Origin of the sequence: Sphingomonas jejuensis, assembly GCF_011927695.1 — a bacterium.
Lineage (GTDB): Bacteria > Pseudomonadota > Alphaproteobacteria > Sphingomonadales > Sphingomonadaceae > Sphingomonas_K > Sphingomonas_K jejuensis.
In genome coordinates this window covers 902,012-925,633 of sequence record NZ_JAATJE010000001.1, presented here as the reverse complement: position 1 = coordinate 925,633, position 23,622 = coordinate 902,012, and the positions used below count along the sequence as shown (strand labels likewise).

Sequence of the window (23,622 nt, the reverse complement as noted above, 5' to 3'; positions counted from 1 at the left end):
CGTTGCTTGGCCCCGGCTTAACGAACTCCGCCATAGGTTGACGGCTCGGTTGGCGAAGAAAGGGCCGGTTGATGGCCTTGTTTGGCGGCAATGTTGCGGTGAAGGATCAGCGGTCGGAGCCGCGCGAGGAGGTGTTCTACCGCACCCGTGCGCGCCGCCCGAACGGCATGACGGTTCCGCTCCAGATCGTGAACGTGTCGGCCAACGGCTTCATGGCGCGCACCGACGAGGAGCTGGAGGTGGGGCACAAGCTCTACCTGAAGCTTCCGGTGGTGGGCGCGGTGACGGCGGAGATCCGCTGGTCGCTCGGTGGACGCATCGGCTGTCAGTTCGAGGAGATGGTCGGCCTGGTCGCCTATCTCGACATGCTGACGGAACTGGTGCGCGGCACGCGCTGACCCCTCATCCGGAGCGGAGCAGCTCCACCCCGGCGTCCCGTTCGAACAGATAAAGCGCGGTGCGGGCCGCATCGCCCCGCGGTCCTGCCAGCCCGCCGTCACGATCGACCAGCAAGCGGGCATCATCCGTGGCCGCCGGGACCAGTGACTGCAGCAGCTCCGGCGTCGCCAGGCGGAACCGGCTTTCTCCCGACTGGCGCGTGCCGAGTAGCTCGCCCGCGCCCCGCAGCCGGAGGTCCTCCTCCGCGATCCGAAAGCCGTCGTTTGTCTCCCGCATCAGCGCCAGGCGCGCGCGCGACGTCTCCGACAGCGCGCTGCCGCGCAGCAGCAGGCACACCGACCGTCCCGGCCCCCGCCCCACCCGCCCGCGCAGCTGGTGCAGCTGGGCCAGGCCGAAGCGATCGGCGCCCTCGATGATCATCAGCGTCGCATTGGGCACATCGACCCCCACTTCGATCACGGTGGTCGCGACAAGAACGGGGATGTCGCCGGCGGCAAAGGCGGCCATGACGGCATCCTTGTCCGGCCCCTTCATCCGCCCATGCACCAGGCCGATCCGGTCGTGCCCGAAGCGAAGCCTGAGCGTTTCGGCCCGTGCCTCGGCAGCGGCCTGGTCGCTGCTCTCGCTCTCCTCCACCAGCGGGCACACCCAATAGGCCTGTCCGCCCGCCTCGACATGGCGGGCAAGGCCGTCGACCACCTCGCCCAGCCGCTCGGCCGACATCACCCGCGTCTCGATCGGCTGGCGGCCGGGCGGCATCTCGTCGAGCCGGCTGACGTCCATCTCGCCATGCGTGGTCAGGGTCAGCGTGCGTGGAATGGGCGTTGCCGTCATGACCAGCAGGTGCGGCGGCACCTCCGCCTTGGCGGCAAGCATCAACCGCTGCGCGACGCCAAAGCGGTGCTGCTCATCCACCACGACAAGGCCGAGCGAGCGGTAGCGCACGGCATCCTGGAAGATGGCATGCGTGCCGATCAGGATGTCGACCGACCCGTCCGCCAGCCCCATCAACACTGATTCGCGCACCCGCCCCTTCTCGCGTCCGGTCAGGATCGCGATCGTAACCGGCACCCCCGACAGCATTCGCGACAGGTTCTCGTGATGCTGCCGCGCCAGGATTTCGGTCGGCGCCAGCAGTGCGCCCTGCGCCCCCGCCTCAACCGCGGTCAGCAACGCGCGCAGGGCCACCAGCGTCTTGCCCGACCCAACGTCGCCCTGCAGCAGCCGGAGCATGGGCGTCGCCTGCGCCATGTCGCCGTCGATCTCGGCACCCGCCCGGTCCTGCGCGCCGGTGGGTGCGTAGGGCAGCCGCAGCATGGCGCGCAGCCGTCCGTCGCCCGCCAGCGGCCGTCCGCGTCGTCGCCGGGTCGATTGCCGGACGAGCATGATCGCAAGCTGGTTGGCAAAGACCTCGTCATAGGCCAGCCGCTCCCGCGCCTTGGCGTCCGCGGGATCCGCGTGGATACGGCGCAGCGCGTCGGTGAAGCCGGGCCAGTCGCGCGTGGCCTTCAAGCTTGGCTCGATCCACTCCGGCAGCGTCGGCAGCCGCTCAGCCGCCGCGGCGATCAGCGTCTGGAGGCGGCTGCCCGTCAGCCCCTCGGACAGGCCATAGACCGGCTCGCGCTCCGGCAGGGCCGCACCTTCGTCCGGCGGGAGCACATGGTCCGGGTGCACGATCTGCAGCGTGTCGCCGTAGCGATCGAGCTTGCCCGACACGATCCGCGGCTCGCCCAACGGCAGCAGCTTGCGTGCCCAGCCCGGGCCATTGCGCCCGAAGAAGACGATCGCGACATGGTCGCCGCCGCCGTCCGCCGCATCGACGCGGAACGGGCCGCGCGCGCTCCCCCCGCGATATTCGGTCGCGGTCAGCGCCACCGTCACGACGTCGCCCGGCACCGCCTCCTCCAGCCGGTCGATCCGTCGCCGGTCTGTCCAGCCGGTCGGCAGGTGGAACAGCAGGTCGACGACGCGCGCCAGCCCCAGCCGCTCCAGCGGACGCCCGAGCTGCGGCCCCACGCCTTTCAGCGCGCGAACCTCGGTGAACAGCGGGTTGAGGAGTTCCGGACGCATGGCTATGTCCGACGCCCTACTCCGCAGCCGACGGGACGCAAAGCGCCTGCCGGCCGACAGTCCATGGATCCGCGCCCGCATGACCCTTGCCGACCGTCTCAAGCGCCTCCGCTTCCGCGCCTGGCATCGCGGCACCAAGGAGGCGGACCTGCTGATCGGCGGCTTCTACGATCATTATGCGGGAAGCTGGAACGAGGAGGAGGTCGCCCTGTTCGAGACGCTCCTGGAGGAACAGGACGTCGACATCATGGCATGGGCGCTCGGCACGGCGGAGCCGCCGGCGCGCTATGCGGGCACGGTGATGCAGGCCCTTCGGCGCGCGGATTACATTCCGATCGCACGCTGACATGGCCGACCCGCTGAAGACCATCCTGAAGGCACGGGCGCCGCTCACCCTGGCGGGCGTGCCGCAGGGCTTCCTGCCCGTGCTCGCCGCCGATCTCGCGCGCGCCGCCAAGGGCCGCGTCCTCGTGATCGCATCGGACGAGATCGCGATGCGCGCGCTGATCGACACCGCGCCCTTTTTCGCGCCAGAGCTGAAGCTGCTCGGCTACCCGGCATGGGACTGCCTGCCCTACGACCGCGCGTCGCCCTCGCTGCGCTCGACGTCCGAGCGGCTGGCCACGCTTCACGCGCTCCAGCAGCCGGCGAAGGGACCGGAGCTTGTCGTCACCACCGTCAATGCGGTGACGCAGCTGACGCTCACCCCCTTCCGCATCCGACAGCTGGTGGCGAAGCTTGCGCCCGGCGAGCGCATCGACCTCGACCGGCTGGCGCTGCTGCTGCGCGCAAACGGCTACACCCGCGTCGACACGGTCGCCGATCCGGGCGAGTTCGCGGTGCGCGGCGGCCTTGTCGACCTGTGGCCGTCGGGTGCCGAGCTTGCGCTCCGGCTCGACTTCTTCGGTGACGAGATCGAGAGCGTGCGCCAGTTCGATCCCGCCGACCAGCGCACGGTTGGCCGGCTCGACAGCTTCACCCTGCTGCCGGCATCGGAGGCGCTGCTCGACGAGGACAGCATCAAGCGGTTCCGCACCCGCTACCGCGAGCGGTTCGGCGCGACCGCCACGGGTGATCCGCTCTACCAGGCGATCAGCGAGGGACGCCGCCTGGCCGGCATGGACCACTGGCTGCCCTTGTTCGAGGAGCGGCTGGTCACGGTCTTCGATCATCTGCCCGACGACATGCTGATCGTGGCCGATCCCGGCGCCGCCGGCGCGGCCGAGGCCCGGTTCGAGGCGATCGCAGACTATCATGACAATCGCGTCCGCGCGCAGTCGACCGATCCCGGCAGCTACCGCCCGCTTCCCACCGACAGGCTCTACCTCGATGCCGCCGCCTGGGCGCAGCAGATCGAGGACCGGCCGATCCACAGCGCCACGCCGTTCCACGCACCCGACAGCGACCGCGTTGTGGAGTTCGGCGTCGACGGCCCCCGCGATTTCGCGCCGGAACGGACGGCCGGCACCAACATCTACGATGCGCTCGCCACCTGGGCGGCCGAACAGAAGCGCGCCGGCCGAAAGCTCGTGATCGCGTCCTACACGCCCGGGTCGCGCGAGCGGCTCGGTGGGCTCATCGCCGACCATGGTCTCCACGGCGCGCGCGAGGCCGACGACTGGCAGTCCGCGCTCGGCGGCTCTCCGGCGCTCGTCGTGCTGCCGCTCGACCACGGCTTCACCGCGCCCGACGTCGCGCTGCTGACCGAGCAGGACCTGCTGGGCGACCGGCTGGTCCGGCGGGCTCGCCGCAAGAAGTCGTCCGACGCCTTCCTGAACGAACTGGCGACGCTGTCGGTGGGCGACCTCGTCGTCCATGCCGACCACGGGATCGGCCGCTACGAGGGGCTGACGTCGATCCCGGTTGGCAAGGCGCCGCACGATTGCGTCTGGCTGTCCTACGCCGGCGGCGACAAGCTGTTCGTGCCCGTCGAGAACATCGACGTCCTGTCGCGCTACGGCAGCGAGACCGAAGGCGTCGCGCTCGACCGCCTTGGCGGCGAGGCGTGGCAGCGTCGCAAGGCGCAGATGAAGGAGCGGATCCGCGCCATCGCCGGCGAGCTCATCAAGACGGCCGCGGCCCGCGCGCTGAAACCCGCCGAGGTGGCAGAGCCGGATGCGGGCTATCCCGAGTTCATCGACCGCTTCCCCTATCAGGAGACAGAGGATCAGGAACGCGCGATTGCCGATGTCGTCGACGATCTCGGCGCCGGCCGACCGATGGACCGGCTGGTCTGCGGCGACGTCGGCTTCGGCAAGACGGAGGTCGCGCTGCGTGCCGCCTTCGTGGCCGCGATGGCGGGCATGCAGGTCGCGGTGGTCTGCCCCACCACCCTGCTCGCGCGCCAGCACCACCTGAACTTCGTCGAGCGCTTCGGCGGCTTTCCGCTCAACATCGGCCGCCTCTCCCGCCTGGTGCCCGCAGCCGAGGCGAAGGCCGTGAAGGAAGGGCTCGCCTCCGGCACGCTCGACATCGTCGTCGGCACGCACGCGCTGCTGTCGAAGGGCATCGAGTTCAAGCGCTTGGGACTTGTCATCGTCGACGAGGAGCAGCGCTTCGGCGTCACCCACAAGGAACGGTTGAAGGCGCTGAAGACCGACGTCCACCAGCTGACCCTGACCGCCACCCCCATCCCCCGCACGCTGCAGATGGCGATGTCGGGCCTGCGCGAGCTGTCCGTCATCCAGACGCCGCCGGTCGACCGGCTGTCGGTCCGCACCTACGTCATGCCGTGGGATCCGGTGGTGGTGCGCGAGGCGTTGCTGCGAGAGCATTATCGCGGCGGCCAGAGCTTCATCGTCGTGCCGCGCGTGGCCGACCTGCCCGATATTGAGAAGTTCCTGCGCGAAGAGGTGCCGGAGGTGCGCTACGTCGTCGGGCACGGCCAGATGGCGGCGAGCGAGGTGGAGGAGCGCATGAGCGCCTTCTACGACAAGCGCTACGAGGTGCTGGTCGCCACCACCATCGTCGAAAGCGGGCTCGACATCCCCAGCGCCAACACGCTGATCGTCCACCGGGCCGATCGGTTCGGTCTGGCGCAGCTCTACCAGATCCGCGGCCGCGTCGGCCGGTCGAAGACGCGCGCCTATGCCTATTTCACGACGCCGCCAAACCGCCGCCTCACCGACACGGCGGAAAAGCGGCTGAAGATCCTGTCGGACCTCGAGTCTCTCGGCGCCGGCTTCCAGCTCGCCAGCCACGACCTCGACATTCGCGGCGCCGGCAATCTGCTCGGCGACGAACAGTCCGGCCACATCAAGGAGGTCGGGTTCGAGCTCTACCAGTCGATGCTGGAGGACGCGATCATGCTGGCCAAGGCGGGCAAGAGCGCACCGGACGAGGACGACCTGCCGACCAAGGGCGACTTCTCGCCCCAGATCACGGTCGACGTTCCGGTCTCGATCCCGGAGGATTACGTCCCCGACCTCGACCTCAGGATGGCGCTCTACCGCCGCCTGAACGAGGTGGAGGAGACAGGCGCGCTGGAGGGGTTCGCGGCCGAGCTGATCGACCGCTTCGGCAAGCTGCCGGAGGAAACCCGCAACCTGCTGACGCTCATCGAGATCAAGACCAACGCGCGCCGCGCCTGCATCGCCAAGATCGACGTCGGCGCGCGCGGCGCGGTGGTCTCCTTCCACCAGGATCGCTTCCCGGAACCGGAAAAGCTGTTCGGCTATGTCGCGCGGCTTGAGGGCACGGCCAAGCTCAGGCCCGACAACAAGCTGGTGATCAGCCGCGCCTGGGAAAACGGGCGGCAGCGCCTGAACGGCGCCCTGCAACTGTCACGCGGCCTCGCCAAGCTCGTGCGCTGACCGGCCGGCCGGCGGCTCAGTCCACCGGCGCCACCAGCGTCACCAGCTCGTCGGTGCTGAGCGGCGGCGCGCAGAGATAGCCTTGGTACGACGTGCAGCCCTCCGCCGCCAGCAGGGCCAGCTGCTCGGCCGTCTCGACGCCCTCGGCCACGACCCGCAGGCCGAGCGAACGCGCCATTTCGATGACCCCGCGCACCACCACGCGGTCTCGCGTCGTGCCCGCGATGTCCTGCGCCAGCCGCTTGTCGATCTTCAGGTAATCGAGCGGAAGCGCCTTCAGATAAGCGAGGCTCGAATAGCCGGTTCCGAAATCGTCGATGGCGACGCGGCAGCGCGCCGCCCTCAGCTTGGCGAGCAGGTCGGCGGCCTGCGCGAGGTCGGCGATCAGGTCGCCTTCCGTCACTTCGATGGTCAGCCGGTGGCGGGGAAACCCCGTCTCGTCGGTCAGCGCGAGCACGCGCTCGTCGAAATCGGGCTGCGCCACGTCGGCGGCGGTCACGTTGATCGACAAGGTGAGGTGCTGGAGCGCGGGCGGCCACGCCACCGCCCCCTCGATCGCGCGCCGCTGCAGGAGGTTGGAGAGCGGCAGCGACAGCCCGGCACCCTCGCCCGCGGCAAACAGCGTCTCGGCGCCCAGCAGGCCCAGCGTCGGGTGCCGCCACCGGGCAAGCGCCTCCACGCCGACGATGGCGCCGTCCGGCAGGCGCGCCTGCGGTTGGTAAAGGATCTCGATGCCGTCGCCCGCCAGCGCCTCGCGCAGGTCCGCTTCCAGCCTGCGCGACATCTGCTCGTCCCGCGCCTTGTCGCCCGCCAGCACGCGGATCGGGTCGCCGTCGCCGATGCGGGCGTCTGACAGCGCGGCGGAGGCGCGCCGCAGAAGGTCGCCGGGCTCCGTTTCGCCGGCAAGCGACTCGGTGATCCCGCCGTGCGATCCCAGCGTCAGCACCGCCGTGTCGGCGACGAACGGGCGCGCCAGCGCATCCAGCAGCTGGCTGGCAAGCAGGCGGACCCGCTCCAGCATGTCGTCCCCGGCGACGCCGATCAGGAACTCGGCGCCGGCGATGCGCGCCACCAGCCCGCCGCGGCCGACCACCTCGGCGCTCAGGCGCTCCACCCGGCGCGCGGCGGCGGTCAGCAGGGCGTCGCCGGCTGCCCGGCCATAGGCCTCGTTGATCCCGTCGAACCGGGCCAGCGCGATCTGCAACAGGGTGACGGGCCGGCCCTCGCCCAGCCGGCGGGCGATCCAGTGCCGCGCCGCCACGCCGTCGGCAAGGCCGGTCAGCACGTCCCGGCCCCCGGACCTGCGCTCCTGCCCGTCCTCCAGCTGTTCGATCCGGCCGCCGATCCGCTCCCCCTCGTCCGCGCGGCTGAGGTGATGCGCGGCCCGGCCACCGCCCGGAAGCGTGTGGGCAAAAGCGGTGGCGACATCGCCGGCATCCAGGCGCCGCGCGGCCTCCACCGCCGCGCGCCGGTCGCGCTTGTCCAGCAATCGCATGAACCTGCTGAAGCTCGACGGCGGATCGACCTTCAGCCGCTCGGCCAGCGGCTCGCTGAGCGCCAGCGATCCCGTGCTGGTGTCCAGCTCCCACGACAGCGCCGGCTGGTCCGGGCGCCGCTGCCCGCCGACCCGTTCGGCATGGCGAGCGACGAAGCGCAGCGCCTGCGCGAACTCGTCGTCGCCGAACGGGCTTGCAAGATAATGGGTGGCGCCCGCCGCAAACACGCGGTCGAGCGCACCCACGTCCCCGCGCGACAGCAGCATCAGCAATCCGGAAGCGTTGGCTTCGGCCGCGCCGGCCAGCGCCGTGAGGCTGGCGATCCCCTCCTCCAGCGCGCCGCGCGCGTCCACCACGGCGATTACCGCGCCGCTGGAGACGAAGCGACGGTTCGCATCCTCCTGCCGCCGCGCGGCGATCGGTTGCCATCCCGCGCGTGACGCCGCCTGGGCAAGTTCGTCACGGTGGCGGAACGATAACAGGAACAGCGGTTCCAACCCCCGCCTGCCCCCGCCGGCAGCGTCAACGGGATATCCAACCTGCATGTCGATCGCTCTCCCGTGGTTCCCGATGGTAGCCGCACCTCCCGCCCGCGCCAATGGCCGACGCCACCTTGCCGCGACGAGTGGAGCACCTTAGGTTTCCGGACGATGGATGCTCCCCGGCCCCGCTCGCTCCAGGATGCGCACGGGCGCACCATCAGCTACCTGCGCATCTCGGTGACGGACCGCTGCGAGTTCCGCTGCCGCTACTGTATGCCGCAGGTGATGAGCTTCCTGCCGCGTCGCGAACTGCTGAGCTTTGAGGAGCTTTCCGCCGTCGCCGATCGGTTCGTCGCCCGCGGCATCCGTCGCATCCGGCTGACCGGGGGCGAGCCGCTCGCCCGGCGCGGTCTTCCCGATCTCGCCGCGCGTATGGGGCGCAACCTCGGCCGCGGGCTCGACGAACTGACGCTCACCACCAACGGCACGCGCCTGGTGGAGCATGCCGCCGCGCTACGCGACGCCGGCGTGCGGCGCATCAACGTGAGCCTGGATACGCTCGATCCCGACCGCTTCGCCTATATCGCGCGCAGCCAGCAGCTGCCCGACGTGCTCGCCGGCCTCGATGCCGCCCGCGCCGCCGGCCTTCACGTCAAGATCAACATGGTGGCTCTCAAGGGACTGAACGAGGTCGACATCGATCCGATGATGCGGTGGTGCGCCGATCAGGGCTTCGACCTGTCGCTCATTGAAACCATGCCGCTCGGCCACATCGACGACGATGGCGAAAACCGCTTCCTGCCGCTCACCGAGGTGCGCGCGCGGCTTGCCGATCGCTACACCCTGATGCCCAGCGAGATGCGCACCGGGGGGCCGTCGCGCTACTGGCAGGTGACGGAACTTGGCCTGACGCTCGGGCTGATCTCTCCGCTGACCGAGAATTTCTGTGCCGGGTGCAATCGCATCCGGCTGACGGCCGAAGGCAAGCTCTTCATGTGCCTGGGCCATTCCGATCAGGTCGACGTGAAGGCAGCGCTTCGCGACGGCGGCGTGGACGCGCTCGACGCCATCCTCGACCAGGCGCTCTCCACCAAGCCCCTGGCGCATGATTTCGGTGTCGATCGGGCGCGCCCTGCCGTCAGCCGCCACATGAGCGTGACCGGCGGATGACGCTGGCCCGGGCGCTGCTCGCCTCGCCAACGCCGGCCGCGCGCGAAGCAGAGGCGGAGCTTCGCCGCACGCACGACTTCGTGGCGCCCGAAGACGCGGACATGATCATCGCGCTGGGGGGCGACGGCTTCATGCTCCAGACCCTTCATGCGATGCTGGAGCGGCGCCGCATCGTGCCGGTCTACGGCATGAACCGGGGCACGGTCGGCTTCCTGATGAACAACTGGTCGGCCGATGATCTGGACGCCAGGCTGTCGCGCGCGCGCACGCTGTCGGTGTCGCCGCTCGTCATGGATGCCGTGACGATCGAGGGGGAGCGGGTGACGCTGCCTGCGATCAACGAGGTGTCGTTGCTGCGCGAAACGCGGCAGACGGCTTGGATCGAGGTGTCCGTGTCCGGTCGCGTCGTCCTGGACGAGCTCGTCTGCGACGGCGTCCTGGTCGCGACGCCCGCCGGGTCGACGGCCTACAACCTGTCCGCCCATGGACCGATCCTGCCGCTCGGCTCGTCCTTGCAGGCGCTGACGCCGATCAGCCCGTTCCGCCCGCGTCGCTGGCGCGGCGCCATCCTGGCCGACAGCGCCCGCATCGGCTTTCGCGTGCTCGATCCCGTCAAGCGCCCGGTCAGCGCGGTCGCCGATCAGCGCGAGGTGCGCGACGTCGCGAGCGTGGAGGTCGCCATCGACCGCGCCACCGCGCTGAAGCTGATGTTCGATCCGGAGCACGCGCTCGACGACCGGATCACCATGGAGCAGTTCATTTCCTGAGATGCTTGCGCTTCGCGAAAAAGCGCGGCAATAGCCCTCCACGCCACGCGCGATCCCCGGTAGCTCAGCGGTAGAGCATCCGACTGTTAATCGGACGGCCGCCTGTTCGAATCAGGCCCGGGGAGCCATTCCCAGTCTTTAGCGGTCGATCAGGACAGTGGCGCCGTCATCCGGCGCCTCCTCCGTGATCACCGTCGGATTGGGCGGATAGCGGCGACCATCGAACCTCAGCCTGACGCGCCGCGGCGCGGTGATCCCGCCGCCGGCGACCGTCACCGCCAGATCGCGCCAGCCATGCCTGGTCGTGGGCAGCAGTTCGATCGGCGCACGCACCACCGTCGTACGCGACACGGTGCGCCAGCCTGCCCCGTTCCGCACCAGCACGACCAGCGTACAGCCGCCGCTGCCGCAATAGCGCCGGTCGGTGACGTAGATCACCCTCTCCGCTCTACCGTCACTGTTCAGATCGCGCTCGACGCTGACCTTGTCGTCGAGGGCGAGGATCGTCCGCGCGGGATCATCATCGCGGGTGGCCGCCTGCGATGATGCCATGCCGGGCCAAGGCATCATCGCTGCAACCGCCACCACGATGGCGAGGCGTGTCACGCAAGCACGCCGTGGCAATGCTTGAACTTGCGGCCCGACCCGCACGGGCACGGCGCGTTGCGGCTGACCTCGCCCCACTCCGACCGCTCATCCAGGTTCTCCGGCATCTCGGGCCGGGGCGCCTGCAGCGGCGGCAGGCGGGTTGTCACCAGGCCCAGGCTGCCGCCGTCGATGTCGCGGCTGTCGTCCTCGCCGGTCAGCGGATCGATGTGCGTCGTCAGGAAGTCCGGCATCGGCGGCAGTTCGGGCATGGCCGGCATGCCGAACTCGGCATTGGCAATGGTGCGGGTCACATCCTCGCGGATCTGCTCCACCATCCGCTCGAACAGGGCGAACGCCTCCTGCTTGTACTCGTTGAGCGGCGTCTTCTGCGCATAGGCGCGCAGGTGCACCACCTGGCGCAGCGCATCGAGCGTGGCGAGATGCTCCTTCCAATGGTGGTCGAGCGTCTGGAGAAGGATGCTCTTCTCGATGCCGCCCCACATCGACGGGTCGACGACCTGCGCCTTCTGGCGCTCGGCGCGCGCGTCCGCCTCCGCTGCGATCCGCGTCTCGATCAGCTCGGGATCGACATGGTCCTCGCGGATCCAGTCCGCGATCGGCGCATCAACCGCGAACAACTCGCGGACACGCTCCTGAAGGGCGGGCACGTCCCACTGCTCCGGATAGGTGTCGGGCGGGCAGGCCGCGCCGACCACGGCGTTCACCGTCTCCCGGCGCATGTCCTCGATCACATCGTCGACGGCCTCGGCGTCCATGATCTCGGCGCGCTGGTCGTAGATCACCTTGCGCTGGTCGTTCATGACGTTGTCGTACTCCACGACCTGCTTGCGCTGGTCGTAGTTGCGCGCTTCCACCTTCTTCTGCGCGGTTTCGATCGCCTTCGACAGCCAGCGGCTGCCGATCGCCTCACCGTCGTCCAGGCTCTTGTTCATCATCTTGGCGAACAGCGTGTCCGGCCCGAAGATGCGCAGCAGATCGTCGTCCAGCGACAGGTAGAAGCGGCTGAGGCCTGGGTCGCCCTGGCGCCCGGACCGGCCGCGCAGCTGGTTATCGATGCGGCGGCTCTCATGCCGCTCGGTCCCCAGCACGAACAATCCGCCCGCATCGAGCACCGCCTGCTTCTCCGCCGCGATCTCCTGCCGGATGCCTTCGATGGCGGCGTCCCGCGCCTCGCCTTCCGGCATGTCCTTCAGCTCGTCCTCGACCCGGAATTCCAGATTGCCGCCAAGCTGGATGTCGGTGCCGCGGCCCGCCATGTTTGTCGCGATGGTGACGGCGCCCAGCCGGCCCGCCTGCGCCACGATGTGCGCTTCCATCTCGTGGAAGCGGGCGTTCAGCACCTTGTGCTCCACGCCCTCCTGCCGGAGGAAGTCGGACAGCAGCTCCGACTTTTCGATGGAGACGGTGCCGACCAGCACCGGCTGACCCTTCAGCGCATGTTCGCGGATCGACTTGGCGATGGCGCGGAACTTGTCGTTGATGTTCTTGTAGAACTGATCTTCCTCGTCGATCCGCTTCACGTCCAGGTTGGTCGGGATCGTGACGACGTTGATCTTGTAGATGTCGTAGAATTCCTGCGCTTCCGTCGCCGCGGTGCCGGTCATGCCGCCAAGCTTCGGATACATGCGGAAATAATTCTGGAACGTGATGGAAGCGAGCGTCTGGTTCTCCGGCTCGATCTTCACGCCTTCCTTGGCCTCCACCGCCTGGTGCAGTCCGTCAGACCAGCGGCGCCCGTCCATCATGCGGCCGGTGAACTCGTCGATGATGACGATCTTGCCGTCCTTGACGATATAGTCGGTATCGCGCTTCTGCATCACGTTGGCGCGCAGCGCCTGGTTGACGTGATGGACGATCAGCGTGTTCTCGAAGTCATAGAGGTTGCTGCCCTGGAGCAGCCCGGCCTCCTCGAGCATCCGCTCCACCTTCTCCGTCCCGTCCTCGGTCAGGGTGATGGTGCGCATCTTCTCATCGAGCTCGTAATCCTCGGCGGTCACCTGCTTCACCAGCCGGTCGACCTGCGTGTAGAGCTCCGACCGGTCGTCGGTTGGGCCGGAAATGATGAGCGGGGTGCGGGCCTCGTCGATCAGGATCGAATCGACCTCGTCGACGATGGCGTAGGCAAACGGGCGCTGCACCATCTGCGACCGCTCATACTTCATGTTGTCGCGCAGATAGTCGAAGCCCAACTCGTTGTTGGTGGCGTAGGTGATGTCGCAGGCATAGGCGGCCCGACGCTCGTGGTCGGGCATGTTGGGCACGATCACGCCGGTGGTCAGGCCCAGGAAGCGATAAACGCGGCCCATCCACTCGGCGTCGCGCCGCGCCAGATAGTCGTTGACCGTCACGACGTGAACGCCGTCGCCCGGCAGCGCGTTCAGATAGGTGGCGAGCGTGGCGACCAGCGTCTTGCCCTCGCCCGTCCGCATCTCGGCGATCTCGCCACGATGCAGCACGATGCCGCCGATCATCTGCACGTCGTAATGACGCTGGCCTAGCACGCGCTTTGCCGCCTCGCGGACGGTGGCGAACGCCTCCGGCAGCAGCGCGTCGAGCGTCTCGCCCGCGGCAAGCCGTTCGCGGAACAGCGCCGTCTGGCGCGACAGGGTGTCATCGTCCATCGCCTGCAAGGTCGGCTCGAACCGTTCGATCTTGGCGACGGTGGAGCGCAGCGAGTTGACGTAGCGGTCGTTGGACGACCCGAAAAGAGACTTGGCGAGGCCACCGAACATGGCAAATCCTATCGATAATGGCGGCGCCGTCGCTGGCGCACGATGATGTCGGCTCCGCCGGACGCGCCGGCGCAGGATATAGAGCGTGGGGCCGCTATTCGCGCCGCGGCGCCGCGACCCGCGCGATCACCGACGGGTAGCTCGCCAGGCCGTCCGGCGCGACGTCAAGCCGCCGCTGCGGCGTGTCCATCAGGTCCAGGTGGGACTGGCGCACCGGTCGGACGGCATCGATGGCGATCGCACCGCTGACCGCCGCCACGCCCACCGCGACCGGCACGCGCGCGCGCAGATCGCCGGCGATACCGGCAAAGCTCGCAACAAGCGCGGACAGGAACAAGAACAGGCGCAACGTCATCCCCACGGACATGGCCGCCCGCACATAGGCATGCCGTCCACAAGCGTCCACCTCTGCCGTGTTCGGCGTGAATGGCAGGTTAGCGTGCCGACGCGCTTCTGAGAACAGGCGGGTCGCTCGCCAGCTGCAGAGCGACGATGAGCAGAGCGCTAGCGATCAAGATCTTGTCCTCCCCTCCGCGCAATCTGTCGCAAGGTTCCCGGTTCGGCAATGCTCTGGTCAGAGCAAGCTTTCAGCGGGTAAGCGCCCGGCTATGCCCGCGCACATGCGTCACCGCGCCCCCTTGATGGCTCTGGCGGTTGCGCTCGTCTGGCTGACGGTGCGTGCGCTGTCCAATCCCGTGGACCACGACATCGACCAGTATCTCGGCGGTGCGATGCTTGGGGCGGAAGGACGGGTCTTCCGCGACTTTCTGCATCTGCAACCGCCGCTGCAGCTCTGGCTGTGGACGCCCGTCATTCCGTTGCTCGAGCCTCACGCATTCGTGCTGTTGCACGCGATGACGGTGCTTGCGGGCCTCGGCATCGCCCTTCTCACCTGGCGCGGCGCGCGGATCATCGGCGCGCCGCCGGGCGCTGCCCTGGCGGGCGCGCTGCTGCTCGCGCTGTGCGAGCCCTTCCAATATGCCGTGACGACGCTTCGCAACGATGCGCTTCCCGCCATCATTGGCGCGATGGCGATGGTGGCGGCGATCCTGGCGGTCCGTGGGAACGATGCGCGTCTCGGCGCCTTCACCGGCGTGCTGTGGGGGCTCGCCTCATCCGGCAAGCTGCTCCACCTGGTCATCGCCGGCGCGGGGGGAAGCGCGTTGCTGATCCTTGCGTGGCGCGGGCGGATCGCCTGGCGGGTGCCGCTGGCGGCTGCGGCAGGCGGCCTCATCGGCCTCATGCCCGCCGTGATCGTTGCGGCCGGCAGCTGGGACGCGTTCCGCTGGGGCGTGTTCGAGTTCGCGGCGAGGGCGCCGTTCGCCTGGAACCTGGCCAACGGCCGTGGGGAACGGCTCCTCCAGGCGCACGAACTGCTCGTTGCCGGCGCCATCCTGGTCGAGGGCCCGGCGCTCGTCGCCATCCTGCTCCGCATCGACCGCTGGCGACTGCGCGAGGGGGAGGCGCGCCCGGATCTGTTCCTGCTCGATGCCCTGATCGTTGGGGCACTGGCCGCCGCGATGATGCCGACTCCCGTCCAGCGCGGCTACTTCCTTCCCGTGCTTGCCCCGCTCTTCGTTCGCCTGTCGCCGCTGCTCGCCGATATCTGGCGGGATCGCCGGCGGTGGCCGCTTGCCCTTCTCGCCATCGGCGTAGTCGCCGGGCTCGTCCGGACGCCCGTGCTCGGCGTCCTGGCACTGCAGGCCGGATCGCCGATGCTGAGCGTGGAGCGCGAAGCGCACTGGCTGGGGGAGCGGATGCGCGCGGCCGGTGTCATGGGGCCGGTGGCGACGCTCAGCCCCCGCCTCGTCCTCGACAGTGGAATGCCGCTCGATCCGCGTTTCGCCACCGGCGTCTTCGTGTTCCGCACGGGCGCCCTCCTGTCCCGGGGACAGGCCGACCGCTTCAACGTCGCCACGCCGGCCGGTCTGGAGGATGCGTTCCGCCGCGTTCCGCCGGCGGCGATCGTGACGGGCTACGAAGGGGCGCGTCGCCGCTTTCCGGCGGATCCGGATGCCGCGCTCGTCCGCTATGCACGCCGACATGGCTGGGTCGAGCTGGAGAGCCCGATCGGCAACGCCGTCTTGTTCCTCAACCCCACTGCCGCCAAGGGTCGCCCATGAACCGCTCCCCCCTCGCCCCCGCCCGCTTCCCCGATCTTCCCGCTGTCGCCGGCGTGGACGTCCGCACGGCGCGCGCCGGCTACAAGGCGTGGGACCGGGATGATCTGACGCTGGCTCTCTTCCGCCCCGGCACCAGCGTCGCCGGCGTGACCACGCGCTCGGCCTGCCCCTCGCCGGAGGTCGAATGGTGCCGCAAGGCGCTTGTGCTGGGCACCGCCCGCGCCCTGGTGGTAAATGCGGGCAACTCGAACGCGTTTACCGGGCAGCGCGGCCGCGAGGCCGTGGAAGCGATCGCCGCGCGCGTTGCCGGCGCGATCGAGGCGCTGCCATCGGACGTGTTCGTCGCCTCCACCGGCGTCATCGGCGTGCCCCTGCCAATCGACAAGGCGGAGGCCGGCATCGACGCCGCGCTCGCGACTTCGGGCGCGGATTGGCAGGCGGCGGCCGCGGCGATCGCAACCACCGATACCTTCGAAAAGGGCGCATCCCGGCGCCTGTCGATGGGCGGGCACGACGTGACCCTGGTCGGCATCGCCAAGGGATCGGGCATGATCGCGCCCGATATGGCCACCATGCTCGCCTTCGTCTTCACCGATGCGGCGGTGTTGCCGGATGCGCTGCAGGCGATGCTGAGCCGCGCCAACGCCGGGTCCTTTTCCGCCATCACGGTCGATGGCGACACCTCCACCTCCGACACGCTGCTCGCCTTCGCGACCGGCGCAGCCGGCAATCCAACCATTGAATCGCTCGACGACAACGGCGCGGAGCCTTTCGCGGCAGCGCTGGCCGACCTGTGCCGCGAACTCGCGCTCCTCGTCGTGCGCGACGGCGAGGGTGCGTCCAAGCTCATCGAGGTGCAGGTGACCGGCGCCGTGAGCGACGGCAGCGCCCACCGCGTCGCCCTGTCGATCGCGAACTCGCCGCTGGTGAAGACCGCGATCGCCGGCGAAGACGCCAACTGGGGCCGCGTGGTCATGGCGGTCGGCAAGGCCGGGGAGCCGGCGGAGCGCGACCTGCTCGCCATCCGCTTCGGCGCGACCCAGGTCGCACGCGAGGGCAGTGCAGTCGCGGGTTACGACGAGGCGCCGGTCGCCGCACATCTGAAGGGACAGGAGATCGAGATCGGCGTCGACCTCGGGATGGGGTCAGGCCGCGCGACCGTTTGGACGTGCGACCTAACCCATGGCTATATCTCGATCAACGCCGACTACCGGAGCTGATCGGCAGGCTCAGGCAAGCTCGCCCTCGAGCCAGGCCTTCAGCTGGCCCTTGGGGGCGGCGCCGACCTTCTCGGCGACCTTGGTGCCGCCCTTGAACAGCATCATGGTGGGAATGCCGCGAACACCGAAGTGCGCGGCGGCGTCCGGATTGTCGTCAATGTTCAGCTTGGTGATGGTCACCTTTTCACCCAGCTCGTCCGACAACTCCTCGAGCGACGGGCCGATCATCTTGCACGGCCCACACCATTCTGCCCAGAAATCGACGAGCACCGGCGTCTCCGCCTCCAGCACGTCCGACTTGAAGGAGGCGTCGGTGATCTTCTTGGTCGGCATCGCCGTTTCCCATCTCGTGATTGATATAGACTAGGTAGGGAGCCCGGCGCCCTGGCTCAACCGTGCCGGATGGAAGCGCGCGAGCACCGCATCATCGACCGTGATCATTGCCGGCCCGCCCGTGTAGAGCAGCGCCGCCGTCACCGCCCGGTCCGGGAAGATCACCCGCAGCGCGGCCGCATAGGCGCCCATCTGCCGCAGGTGCGCGTCGGGCACCTGATCCAATCCGGCGGGGACGCGTCGCCCGGTCTTGAAGTCCACCACCGTCACCCGGTCGGCGGCGACACGCAGCCGGTCGACCGTGCCCGCGACGACGATGCCGTCGACCACCGCGGCAAGCGGCGCCTCCGCCAGCGCATCCGGCCCGAACAGGTCTGCAAAGGCCGGGTCCTCGACCACCGCCAAGACGTCGTCGATCAGGCGCGCCCGTTCGGCGGGGTCGCCGACCCCGCCCGATCCGGAAAGCCACGCGTCCGCCCGAGCGCGGCGATCGGCCGCCGGCACCTCCGGCAACCGCTCGAACAGCGCATGGAGCAGCCGACCCCGCGCCGCAGCCGCCTGCATGGGGGCGCTTGGCGGCGGATTGGGGGCATCGTCCTCGGAAGGTGCGGAGGGCGACAGGGGACGCGCCGGCCGCGCCTCCTCCGGCGCGGCGCGATCCAGCCAGGCGGGGCGTGCGACCACCGGCGCCGGCCGCGCTTCGGTCGCCTTCGCGCCGCGCCGTGCGGCAGGCTCGATCCGGTGCGCGACGATCGTTCCCCAGCGGTCGTCCTCGATGGAAACGGTCTCCACCCGGCCAAGCGCACGCGCCACCGCGGCATACCAGCTGTTGGCCGGCGGCGTTCCGCGCGCGGCGGGGCCAAGCGCACCTGCGATCACCAGCCGCTCCTCGGCTCGGGTCGCCGCGACGTAGAGGAGCCGCCAATGCTCCTGCCGGTCGCGGCGGTCGGCATCCTGCGCGTCGCGCAGCAGGCTGCCGGCCAGCTCGGCCCGGCGCGGGCGGAACACCGGCAGCGGATCCAGGAGGTCGCCTGCCTGCCACAACAGCTCACGACGCGGGCTCCGCTCGGGATCGACGGTCGCGTCGGCCAGGATGACGACGGGCGCCTGCAGGCCCTTCGCGCCATGCACCGTCATCACCCTGACGGCATCCAGCGGCGCGGACGGATCGCGGACGATCTCCACATCGTCGCGATCGAACCAGTCCAGGAACCGCTGCAGGCCGGGCGTGCCGGTCCGCTCGAATTGCAGGGCAGCGTTCAGCAGCTCATCGATCGGGTCGGCCGCTTCGGGCCCAAGCCGGGCGAGCAGGCGCCGCCGCCCCTGCATCGGTCCCGACAGGATCCGCTCGAAAAAGGCGTATGGCGTGACGAGGTCGGCCATCGCCAGGATCGCGGTCAGCTCGTCGGGCACGTCATTGTCCCTGAGGTGCCGCCACAGCGACACGCCCGCCGGCCGCCGCGCCGCCTGCGCCAATCGGTCCTGGTCCCAGCCGACCAGCGGCGACACCAGAAGCGACGCGAGCGTCAGGCTGTCTTCGGGCTGCGCGGCAAAGCGTGCGGCGGCAAGCAGATCCTGCACGGCGAGCGGCGCCGACAGCCGCAACCGGTCGACGCCCGCGACCGGCACCTTTGCGGCATGGAGCCGCGCGACCAGCAGCGAGGCGAGGTCGCCGCGCCGCCGCACCAGGATCATGATGTCCTGCGCCTCGATCGGGCGGTTCTTGGCTGACAGCCACAGCCCGTCGCGAAGCCACGCGGCGATCTGATCGGCAATGCGCGTCGCCAGCCGCCGGGTCGCGTCGCCGATCCAGCCTTCCTCGTCGCCGCCGGCATCCGTGTCGTCGTCGTCCTGCGACCCGACGGCCGGCCACAGCTCCACCGCACCGGCGCCGCCGATCGCGCTTTCATGCCGTGGCGGCGCGTCGAATAGGCCCAGCGCCTCCGGCCCCACTTCGTCGATCAGCGCGTCCACGACATCCAGCACGGGGGGTACGGATCGGAATGATCGGTTGAGCGACAGGCGCGCCATCGGCCCCTTGCCCGCGTCGGCCGGGTCAAGCCCTGCGGCCAGCGCCGCGAACCGCTCCTCCGCCGCCCGGAAGAACAACGGGTCGGTTCCCTGAAAACCGAAGATCGCCTGCTTGTGGTCGCCGACGGTGAACAGGGTGCGGACCCGCCCGCCCCGTGCGCCGGCGCCCGTGAAATATTCGGCGGCGAGCGCCTTCACGATCGCCCATTGCCGGGCGTTCGTGTCCTGCCCCTCGTCGACCAGGATATGGTCGGTCGCCTGGTCGAGCATGTAGCGGATCCAGGCGCCGATCGACGGATCCTCCAGCAGGCGTCCGACCCGCTGGATCAGATCGTTGAAGTCGACCAGCCCGGCCGATCGCTTGGCGGCGGCATAGGCCCGCGCATAGCGGCGGCCGGCCTCCAGCCCGGCCGACAGGAGGTCCGCCAGCGCGGCCTGCTCGCGCATCGCTTCCAGCCGGGCGCAGGCGTCGCCCAGCTCTTCTGCCAGCATCTCATAGTCCGGCTCGTGGGCGAGCAGCTTGGCAGACGCCTTGCGGAGCGCGCCCTCCGTCGTGCGGACAACCGCGCGGATCGCGCCCAGCAGCCCGCCGCGGTCGGCATGCGCCGTGCCGCGCCACCGGTCGATCGCATCGGCATGCTTCAATCCGGTCGCCGTGCCCCATGCGTGGTTCGCGTGGCGGAGGCGATCCAGCAGGGCGCCGTCCAGCGGATGCCGGCCACAGGCGGCGGCGATCGCATCCGCCACGTCGCCGGGCGGCAGCTCCATGGCCTCGCCGACGAAGCCGCGGATGTCGGCCGGCAACGCGTCGAGTACGTCGAGGGCCTGGGCGCAGCGGCGGAGCCAGGCTTCCGCGCCGCCTTCCCCGAGCCTCAGGCCGAGGGCGGACAGCGCCTCGATCAGCGTGTCGTCGCCATCCTTCTCGGCCGCCAGCACCAGCTCCGCCAGCGTCTGCCGGGCAAGCAGCGCTTCCTCGCGCGCCTCCATCGGCCGGAACCCGGGGGTGAGCCCCGCCTCGACCGGAAAGCTTGCCAGCAGCGAGCCGGCGAAGGCGTGGATGGTCCCGATCCGCAGGCCGCCCGGCACCTCCAGCACGCGGGCGAACAGGGTGCGCGCGCGCGCGATCACGGCCGGGTCGTCGTGCGTCTCGCCCAGCGAGAACAGTTCCTTCTTCAGCGCCGCCTCGTCCAGCCGCACCCATCGGGCGAGGCGCGACTGCACGCGCTCGGCCATCTCGGCCGCCCCGGCCTTGGTGAACGTCAGGCAAAGAATGGTGGACGGGTCGAGGCCGGGGCGCAGCAACAGGCGCAACACGCGCGCGGTCAGCACATGGGTCTTGCCCGTGCCCGCCGACGCGCTCAGCCAGACGTCCCCGGCCGGATCGGAAGCCTGCAGCTGCTCGTCGCGCAGCGGCTGAAGCGGCTTCACCTCGTCAGCGCGCATCGCGCCCGTACCATTCCTCCAGCCGCATCAGCTGGTCATAGTCGCCATAAGGGGCGTGTTCGGGATGGAGCTTCGCCGTGAAGGGCTCGTTGCCCGTCAGCCAGCGGTCGGCCGCGTCCTTGAAGTTCGCGGCCGCGACCGCGGTGAAGCGATCGGTGATGATGCGCCCGCCCTTGCCCTCGTCATGCGCCGGCGATGTCACCTCGCCGAAACCGTCGCGACCCTTCGCCAGCGACCAATATTCGAATCCGGTGGCGGTGCCGGAAACGCCGGGGAAGCCGCCCTGTTCGGCGATCAGGCCGAGCAATCCCAGCTGAAGGGCGAAGCCGGCCCCGACCGCCTTCGGGCCCGGCGCCTTGCCGGTCTTGTAATCGACCACGACGATGCCGCCGCCGGCATCGCGGTCGATCCGGTCGGCCCGTCCGTCGAGCATGATCCCGCCGAGCTCGACGCGCCCCGTCGCCTCGGACACGATCGGCACGCGCCCGCGCTCCCGGTCCTTCTGGAGCTGCGCGGCGATCCACTCGATCGCCTCCATCAGCCGCGGCTGCCAGAGCGCGCGCATCAGCGGGTGGGCCTCTTCGCCGGACAGCATCGCCAATGCCCGCGGGCGGAGTGCCGCGGGATCGAAGCCGTCCTGCTTGGCCCATGCCTCCAGCACCGCATGGACCGCCGTTCCGCGCCACGCCGCGCTTGGCTCCGCATCCAGGGGGTCGAGCGCGCGCAGCCTGAGCATCTGCTGCGCGTAGAAGGCGAACGGATCGGCCTTCAGGCGGTCCACCTGCGTCACGGAGATGCGGCGCGGGCGCTCCTCGGCCAGCGGGCACGGCGCCGGGCGCCCGGCGGGCGACGCCATGCCCGGATCGTCGATGACGCGTGCCAGGCGCAGATGGTCCTCCGCCGCCTTCAGGCCGCTCGACATCGCCTCCAGCCGCAGCCAGAAGCGCGATGCGACGGCGGGGCCGCTGGCATCGCGCCGTGCCCGCGTGACGATCACCTGGGGTGCGCCCAGCGCCTCGGCAAAGCTGTGCGCCGACAGGCCGATGCGCCGCTCCAGCCCGGCCAGCCCCAGCTCTGCCCGGACGCGCGGCGCCAGCCACGGGTCGGCGGGCGCAAGCGCCGGCCACGTCCCCTCGTTCAGCCCGCCCAGGATGACGAGGTCGGCCTGCTGGAGCCGCGCCTCGATCAGCCCCAGGATGGCGATCCGCGGATGACCGCCCTGCGGCGGGCGGACCGCGACCTCGTCCATCAGCGATCGCAGGACGCGGGCAAGCGTCGCCGGGTCGCCCAGCGGCGGACCGAATGCCGACCCGGCCTCCAGGTCGGCGATCAGGTCGGCCGCCGCCTGACCTGCCGGCCTCGACCATGCCGCATCGCCGGCCAGGCGATCGGCCGTCTCGCGCAGCGCGACGATCAGGGCGGACGGCTCGTCGGCGGCAACCCGCTCCAGCGGATCGAGCAGCGGCCGCACGGCGTGCCACGCGCTGGCGGCCTGCATCCGCGCACCGCCGTCGCGCGCGCCGGGCTCCGCCCGCTCCAGCGCCGCGGTGATCCCGGCGAGCCCCGGCGCCGGACGCGGCCCGCGAAGGCCAAGGTCGATGCGCCGGATCCCGGCAAGCCACTCGCCCCGTCCCTCCCCAGCGGCCACCAGCGAATGCTTCAACAGCGCCAGCAACGCCACCGGGGCGAAGCGCTCGGCCGCTGCCTCGACGATCGCGAGCAGCAGCGTTCCCGCCGGGGTCGCCGACAATGGCCGGCCGGCGCTGTCGTCCGCCTGGATGCCCCAGCGCCTGAGGTGCGACGACACGCGCTCCGCCAGACCCCGGTCCGGCGTCACCAGCTGCGCGGTGCGGCCGGGCGTCTCCAGCGCCTCGCGAAGGGCGATGGCGATCGCCTGCGCCTCCTCCGCCGGCGTGGCCGCAACGATCGCCGTCACGCCCGCCAGCGACCGCTGGTCGGCGGGCAGGTCGATCCAGCGCGCGGTGTGGCTCGCCGGCGCCAGCGCGGACGCAATCGCGCGCGACCGCGCCGCCCGCGCATCGCGGCCGCCGCCCCAGCGCCAGCGCTGCACCTCCGCCCGCCCCACGCTCATCCGGTCGAGCAGCAGCTTCAGGTGATATTGCGGGTGGCTCTCGATCGATCGCGGGCGGAAATCGCTGACCGGATCCGGATCATGGGGGCCAAGCGCCGCCCATTCCTCCTCCGGCATCTCGAGGTCCAGGCCGGCGAAAACCACGCTGCCGCCGTCCATTTCGGCAACGCAGCGCAACAGCCGGGCGACCGGCGGCGATGTCAGGTTGATCCCGGCGGCAACCACGAAGCCGCCGGCGCCCTGCTGCCGCCACCGCCGGGCAAGCCGATCGAACAGCTGGTTGCGCCGCTCGGTCAGGTCCATGCGGCCGATCGACGCCAGTTCCGCGGGCCAGCGGTCCAGGATCAGCGTCAGCTGGTCCAGCGCCCGCTGCCAGTGGCTCGACAGGCCATCGGGGATCGGCAGCGCGCGCAGCGCCTGCGGCGACACGTCGTCGACGTGCAGCTGGTCGAGCGTGCGGGCAAGGTCGGCCGCCAGCCGCATCGCCTCCGACACGTCGGTGCCGGGCCGGTGCGCCACGATCAGGCGCGCAAGCCGCAGGCGCCGCTCCAGGGGAGCGATCGCCGGGGGAAGCGAAGGCTCGCCGGTCAGCGGTTCAAGCGTTCCGCCGATCCGGTCGTCGATCGCCGGATCGCCCAGCGGCACGAGCCGCGGCATCAGCAGGCCGCCCTCGGCCCGCCGCACGAATGCGTCGGACACGGCCCGCACCGCCCGGTTGCTCGGCAGCAGGATGGTGCCCCGCGCCAGCACCATCGGGTCCCGGTGCGTTGCGATCAGCCCGGCGGCCAGCGCGTCGGCAAAGGCCCGGTGCGGATCGATCGTGAAAAGGCTGGGCACCGGCAC

The 23,622-nt window shown here is 70.3% G+C and carries 15 protein-coding genes and 1 tRNA gene; 8 read left to right on the top strand and 8 right to left on the bottom strand.

What is annotated here, in order from left to right; genetic code table 11:
• Positions 1–71 precede the first annotated feature (71 nt).
• Positions 72–398, top strand: a complete 327-nt coding sequence (locus tag GGR88_RS04600; RefSeq protein ID WP_167953425.1) for a PilZ domain-containing protein — start codon at positions 72–74, stop codon at positions 396–398.
• Positions 399–402: 4 nt separating this feature from the next.
• On the opposite strand, the gene recG is transcribed toward GGR88_RS04600, so the two are convergent.
• Positions 403–2,550, bottom strand: a complete 2,148-nt coding sequence (recG, locus tag GGR88_RS04595; protein WP_167953424.1) for an ATP-dependent DNA helicase RecG — start codon at positions 2,548–2,550, stop codon at positions 403–405.
• Here recG and GGR88_RS04590 point away from each other — a divergent pair.
• Both GGR88_RS04590 and mfd read left to right on the top strand, forming a co-directional pair.
• Positions 2,549–2,815, top strand: a complete 267-nt coding sequence (locus tag GGR88_RS04590) for an FAD assembly factor SdhE (RefSeq protein ID WP_167953423.1) — start codon at positions 2,549–2,551, stop codon at positions 2,813–2,815. The two genes, recG and GGR88_RS04590, sit on opposite strands and share 2 nt — an antisense overlap.
• Before the next feature lies 1 nt (position 2,816).
• A complete protein-coding gene (mfd, locus tag GGR88_RS04585) occupies positions 2,817–6,281 on the top strand; it encodes a transcription-repair coupling factor (protein WP_167953422.1) in 3,465 nt (1,154 codons plus the stop codon).
• Between the two features lie 16 nt (positions 6,282–6,297).
• Here the strand turns inward: mfd and GGR88_RS04580 are convergent, their stop codons facing one another.
• Positions 6,298–8,274, bottom strand: coding sequence for a putative bifunctional diguanylate cyclase/phosphodiesterase (locus tag GGR88_RS04580; protein ID WP_245196443.1), 1,977 nt, complete (start codon positions 8,272–8,274; stop codon positions 6,298–6,300).
• A gap of 153 nt (positions 8,275–8,427) precedes the next feature.
• Between GGR88_RS04580 and moaA the strand changes: the two genes are divergently transcribed.
• The 3 genes from moaA (at position 8,428) to GGR88_RS04565 (ending at position 10,324) form a co-directional block, all read left to right on the top strand.
• Positions 8,428–9,429, top strand: a complete 1,002-nt coding sequence (gene moaA / locus GGR88_RS04575) for a GTP 3',8-cyclase MoaA (RefSeq protein WP_167953420.1) — start codon at positions 8,428–8,430, stop codon at positions 9,427–9,429.
• Positions 9,426–10,196: an NAD kinase gene (locus GGR88_RS04570; RefSeq protein WP_167953419.1), complete on the top strand. Its 771-nt coding sequence runs from the start codon at positions 9,426–9,428 to the stop codon at positions 10,194–10,196. Before moaA ends, GGR88_RS04570 begins: the two co-directional genes overlap by 4 nt.
• A gap of 53 nt (positions 10,197–10,249) precedes the next feature.
• Positions 10,250–10,324, top strand: a tRNA-Asn gene (locus tag GGR88_RS04565).
• 10 nt (positions 10,325–10,334) lie between these two features.
• Here GGR88_RS04565 and GGR88_RS04560 read toward each other — a convergent pair.
• The 3 genes from GGR88_RS04560 to GGR88_RS04550 all read right to left on the bottom strand — a co-directional run bounded on the left by GGR88_RS04560 (position 10,335) and on the right by GGR88_RS04550 (position 13,904).
• A complete protein-coding gene (locus tag GGR88_RS04560; protein ID WP_167953418.1) occupies positions 10,335–10,802 on the bottom strand; it encodes a hypothetical protein in 468 nt (155 codons plus the stop codon).
• Positions 10,799–13,537, bottom strand: coding sequence for a preprotein translocase subunit SecA (gene secA / locus GGR88_RS04555; protein WP_167953417.1), 2,739 nt, complete (start codon positions 13,535–13,537; stop codon positions 10,799–10,801). The genes GGR88_RS04560 and secA overlap by 4 nt, the downstream gene beginning before the upstream one ends.
• A 94-nt stretch (positions 13,538–13,631) precedes the next feature.
• On the bottom strand, positions 13,632–13,904 hold the full coding sequence (locus GGR88_RS04550; RefSeq protein ID WP_167953416.1) for a hypothetical protein: 273 nt from the start codon (positions 13,902–13,904) through the stop codon (positions 13,632–13,634).
• Positions 13,905–14,178: 274 nt separating this feature from the next.
• On the opposite strand from GGR88_RS04550, the gene GGR88_RS04545 reads away from it, so the two are divergent.
• The gene (locus GGR88_RS04545) at positions 14,179–15,660 is read left to right on the top strand and encodes a glycosyltransferase family 39 protein (RefSeq protein WP_167953415.1); all 1,482 of its coding nucleotides are present in this window, start codon (positions 14,179–14,181) and stop codon (positions 15,658–15,660) included.
• A complete protein-coding gene (gene argJ / locus GGR88_RS04540; protein WP_167953414.1) occupies positions 15,657–16,880 on the top strand; it encodes a bifunctional glutamate N-acetyltransferase/amino-acid acetyltransferase ArgJ in 1,224 nt (407 codons plus the stop codon). The genes GGR88_RS04545 and argJ overlap by 4 nt, the downstream gene beginning before the upstream one ends.
• Before the next feature lie 9 nt (positions 16,881–16,889).
• Here the strand turns inward: argJ and trxA are convergent, their stop codons facing one another.
• From trxA to addB, 3 genes are read right to left on the bottom strand one after another with little or no spacing between them, the layout of a single operon-like run.
• Positions 16,890–17,213, bottom strand: coding sequence for a thioredoxin (gene trxA, locus GGR88_RS04535; RefSeq protein ID WP_167953413.1), 324 nt, complete (start codon positions 17,211–17,213; stop codon positions 16,890–16,892).
• Positions 17,214–17,243: 30 nt separating this feature from the next.
• Complete coding sequence (addA, locus tag GGR88_RS04530) at positions 17,244–20,687, bottom strand: double-strand break repair helicase AddA (RefSeq protein ID WP_167953411.1); 3,444 nt, start codon at positions 20,685–20,687, stop codon at positions 17,244–17,246.
• Positions 20,677–23,622, bottom strand: a complete 2,946-nt coding sequence (gene addB / locus GGR88_RS04525; RefSeq protein WP_167953409.1) for a double-strand break repair protein AddB — start codon at positions 23,620–23,622, stop codon at positions 20,677–20,679. The genes addA and addB overlap by 11 nt, the downstream gene beginning before the upstream one ends.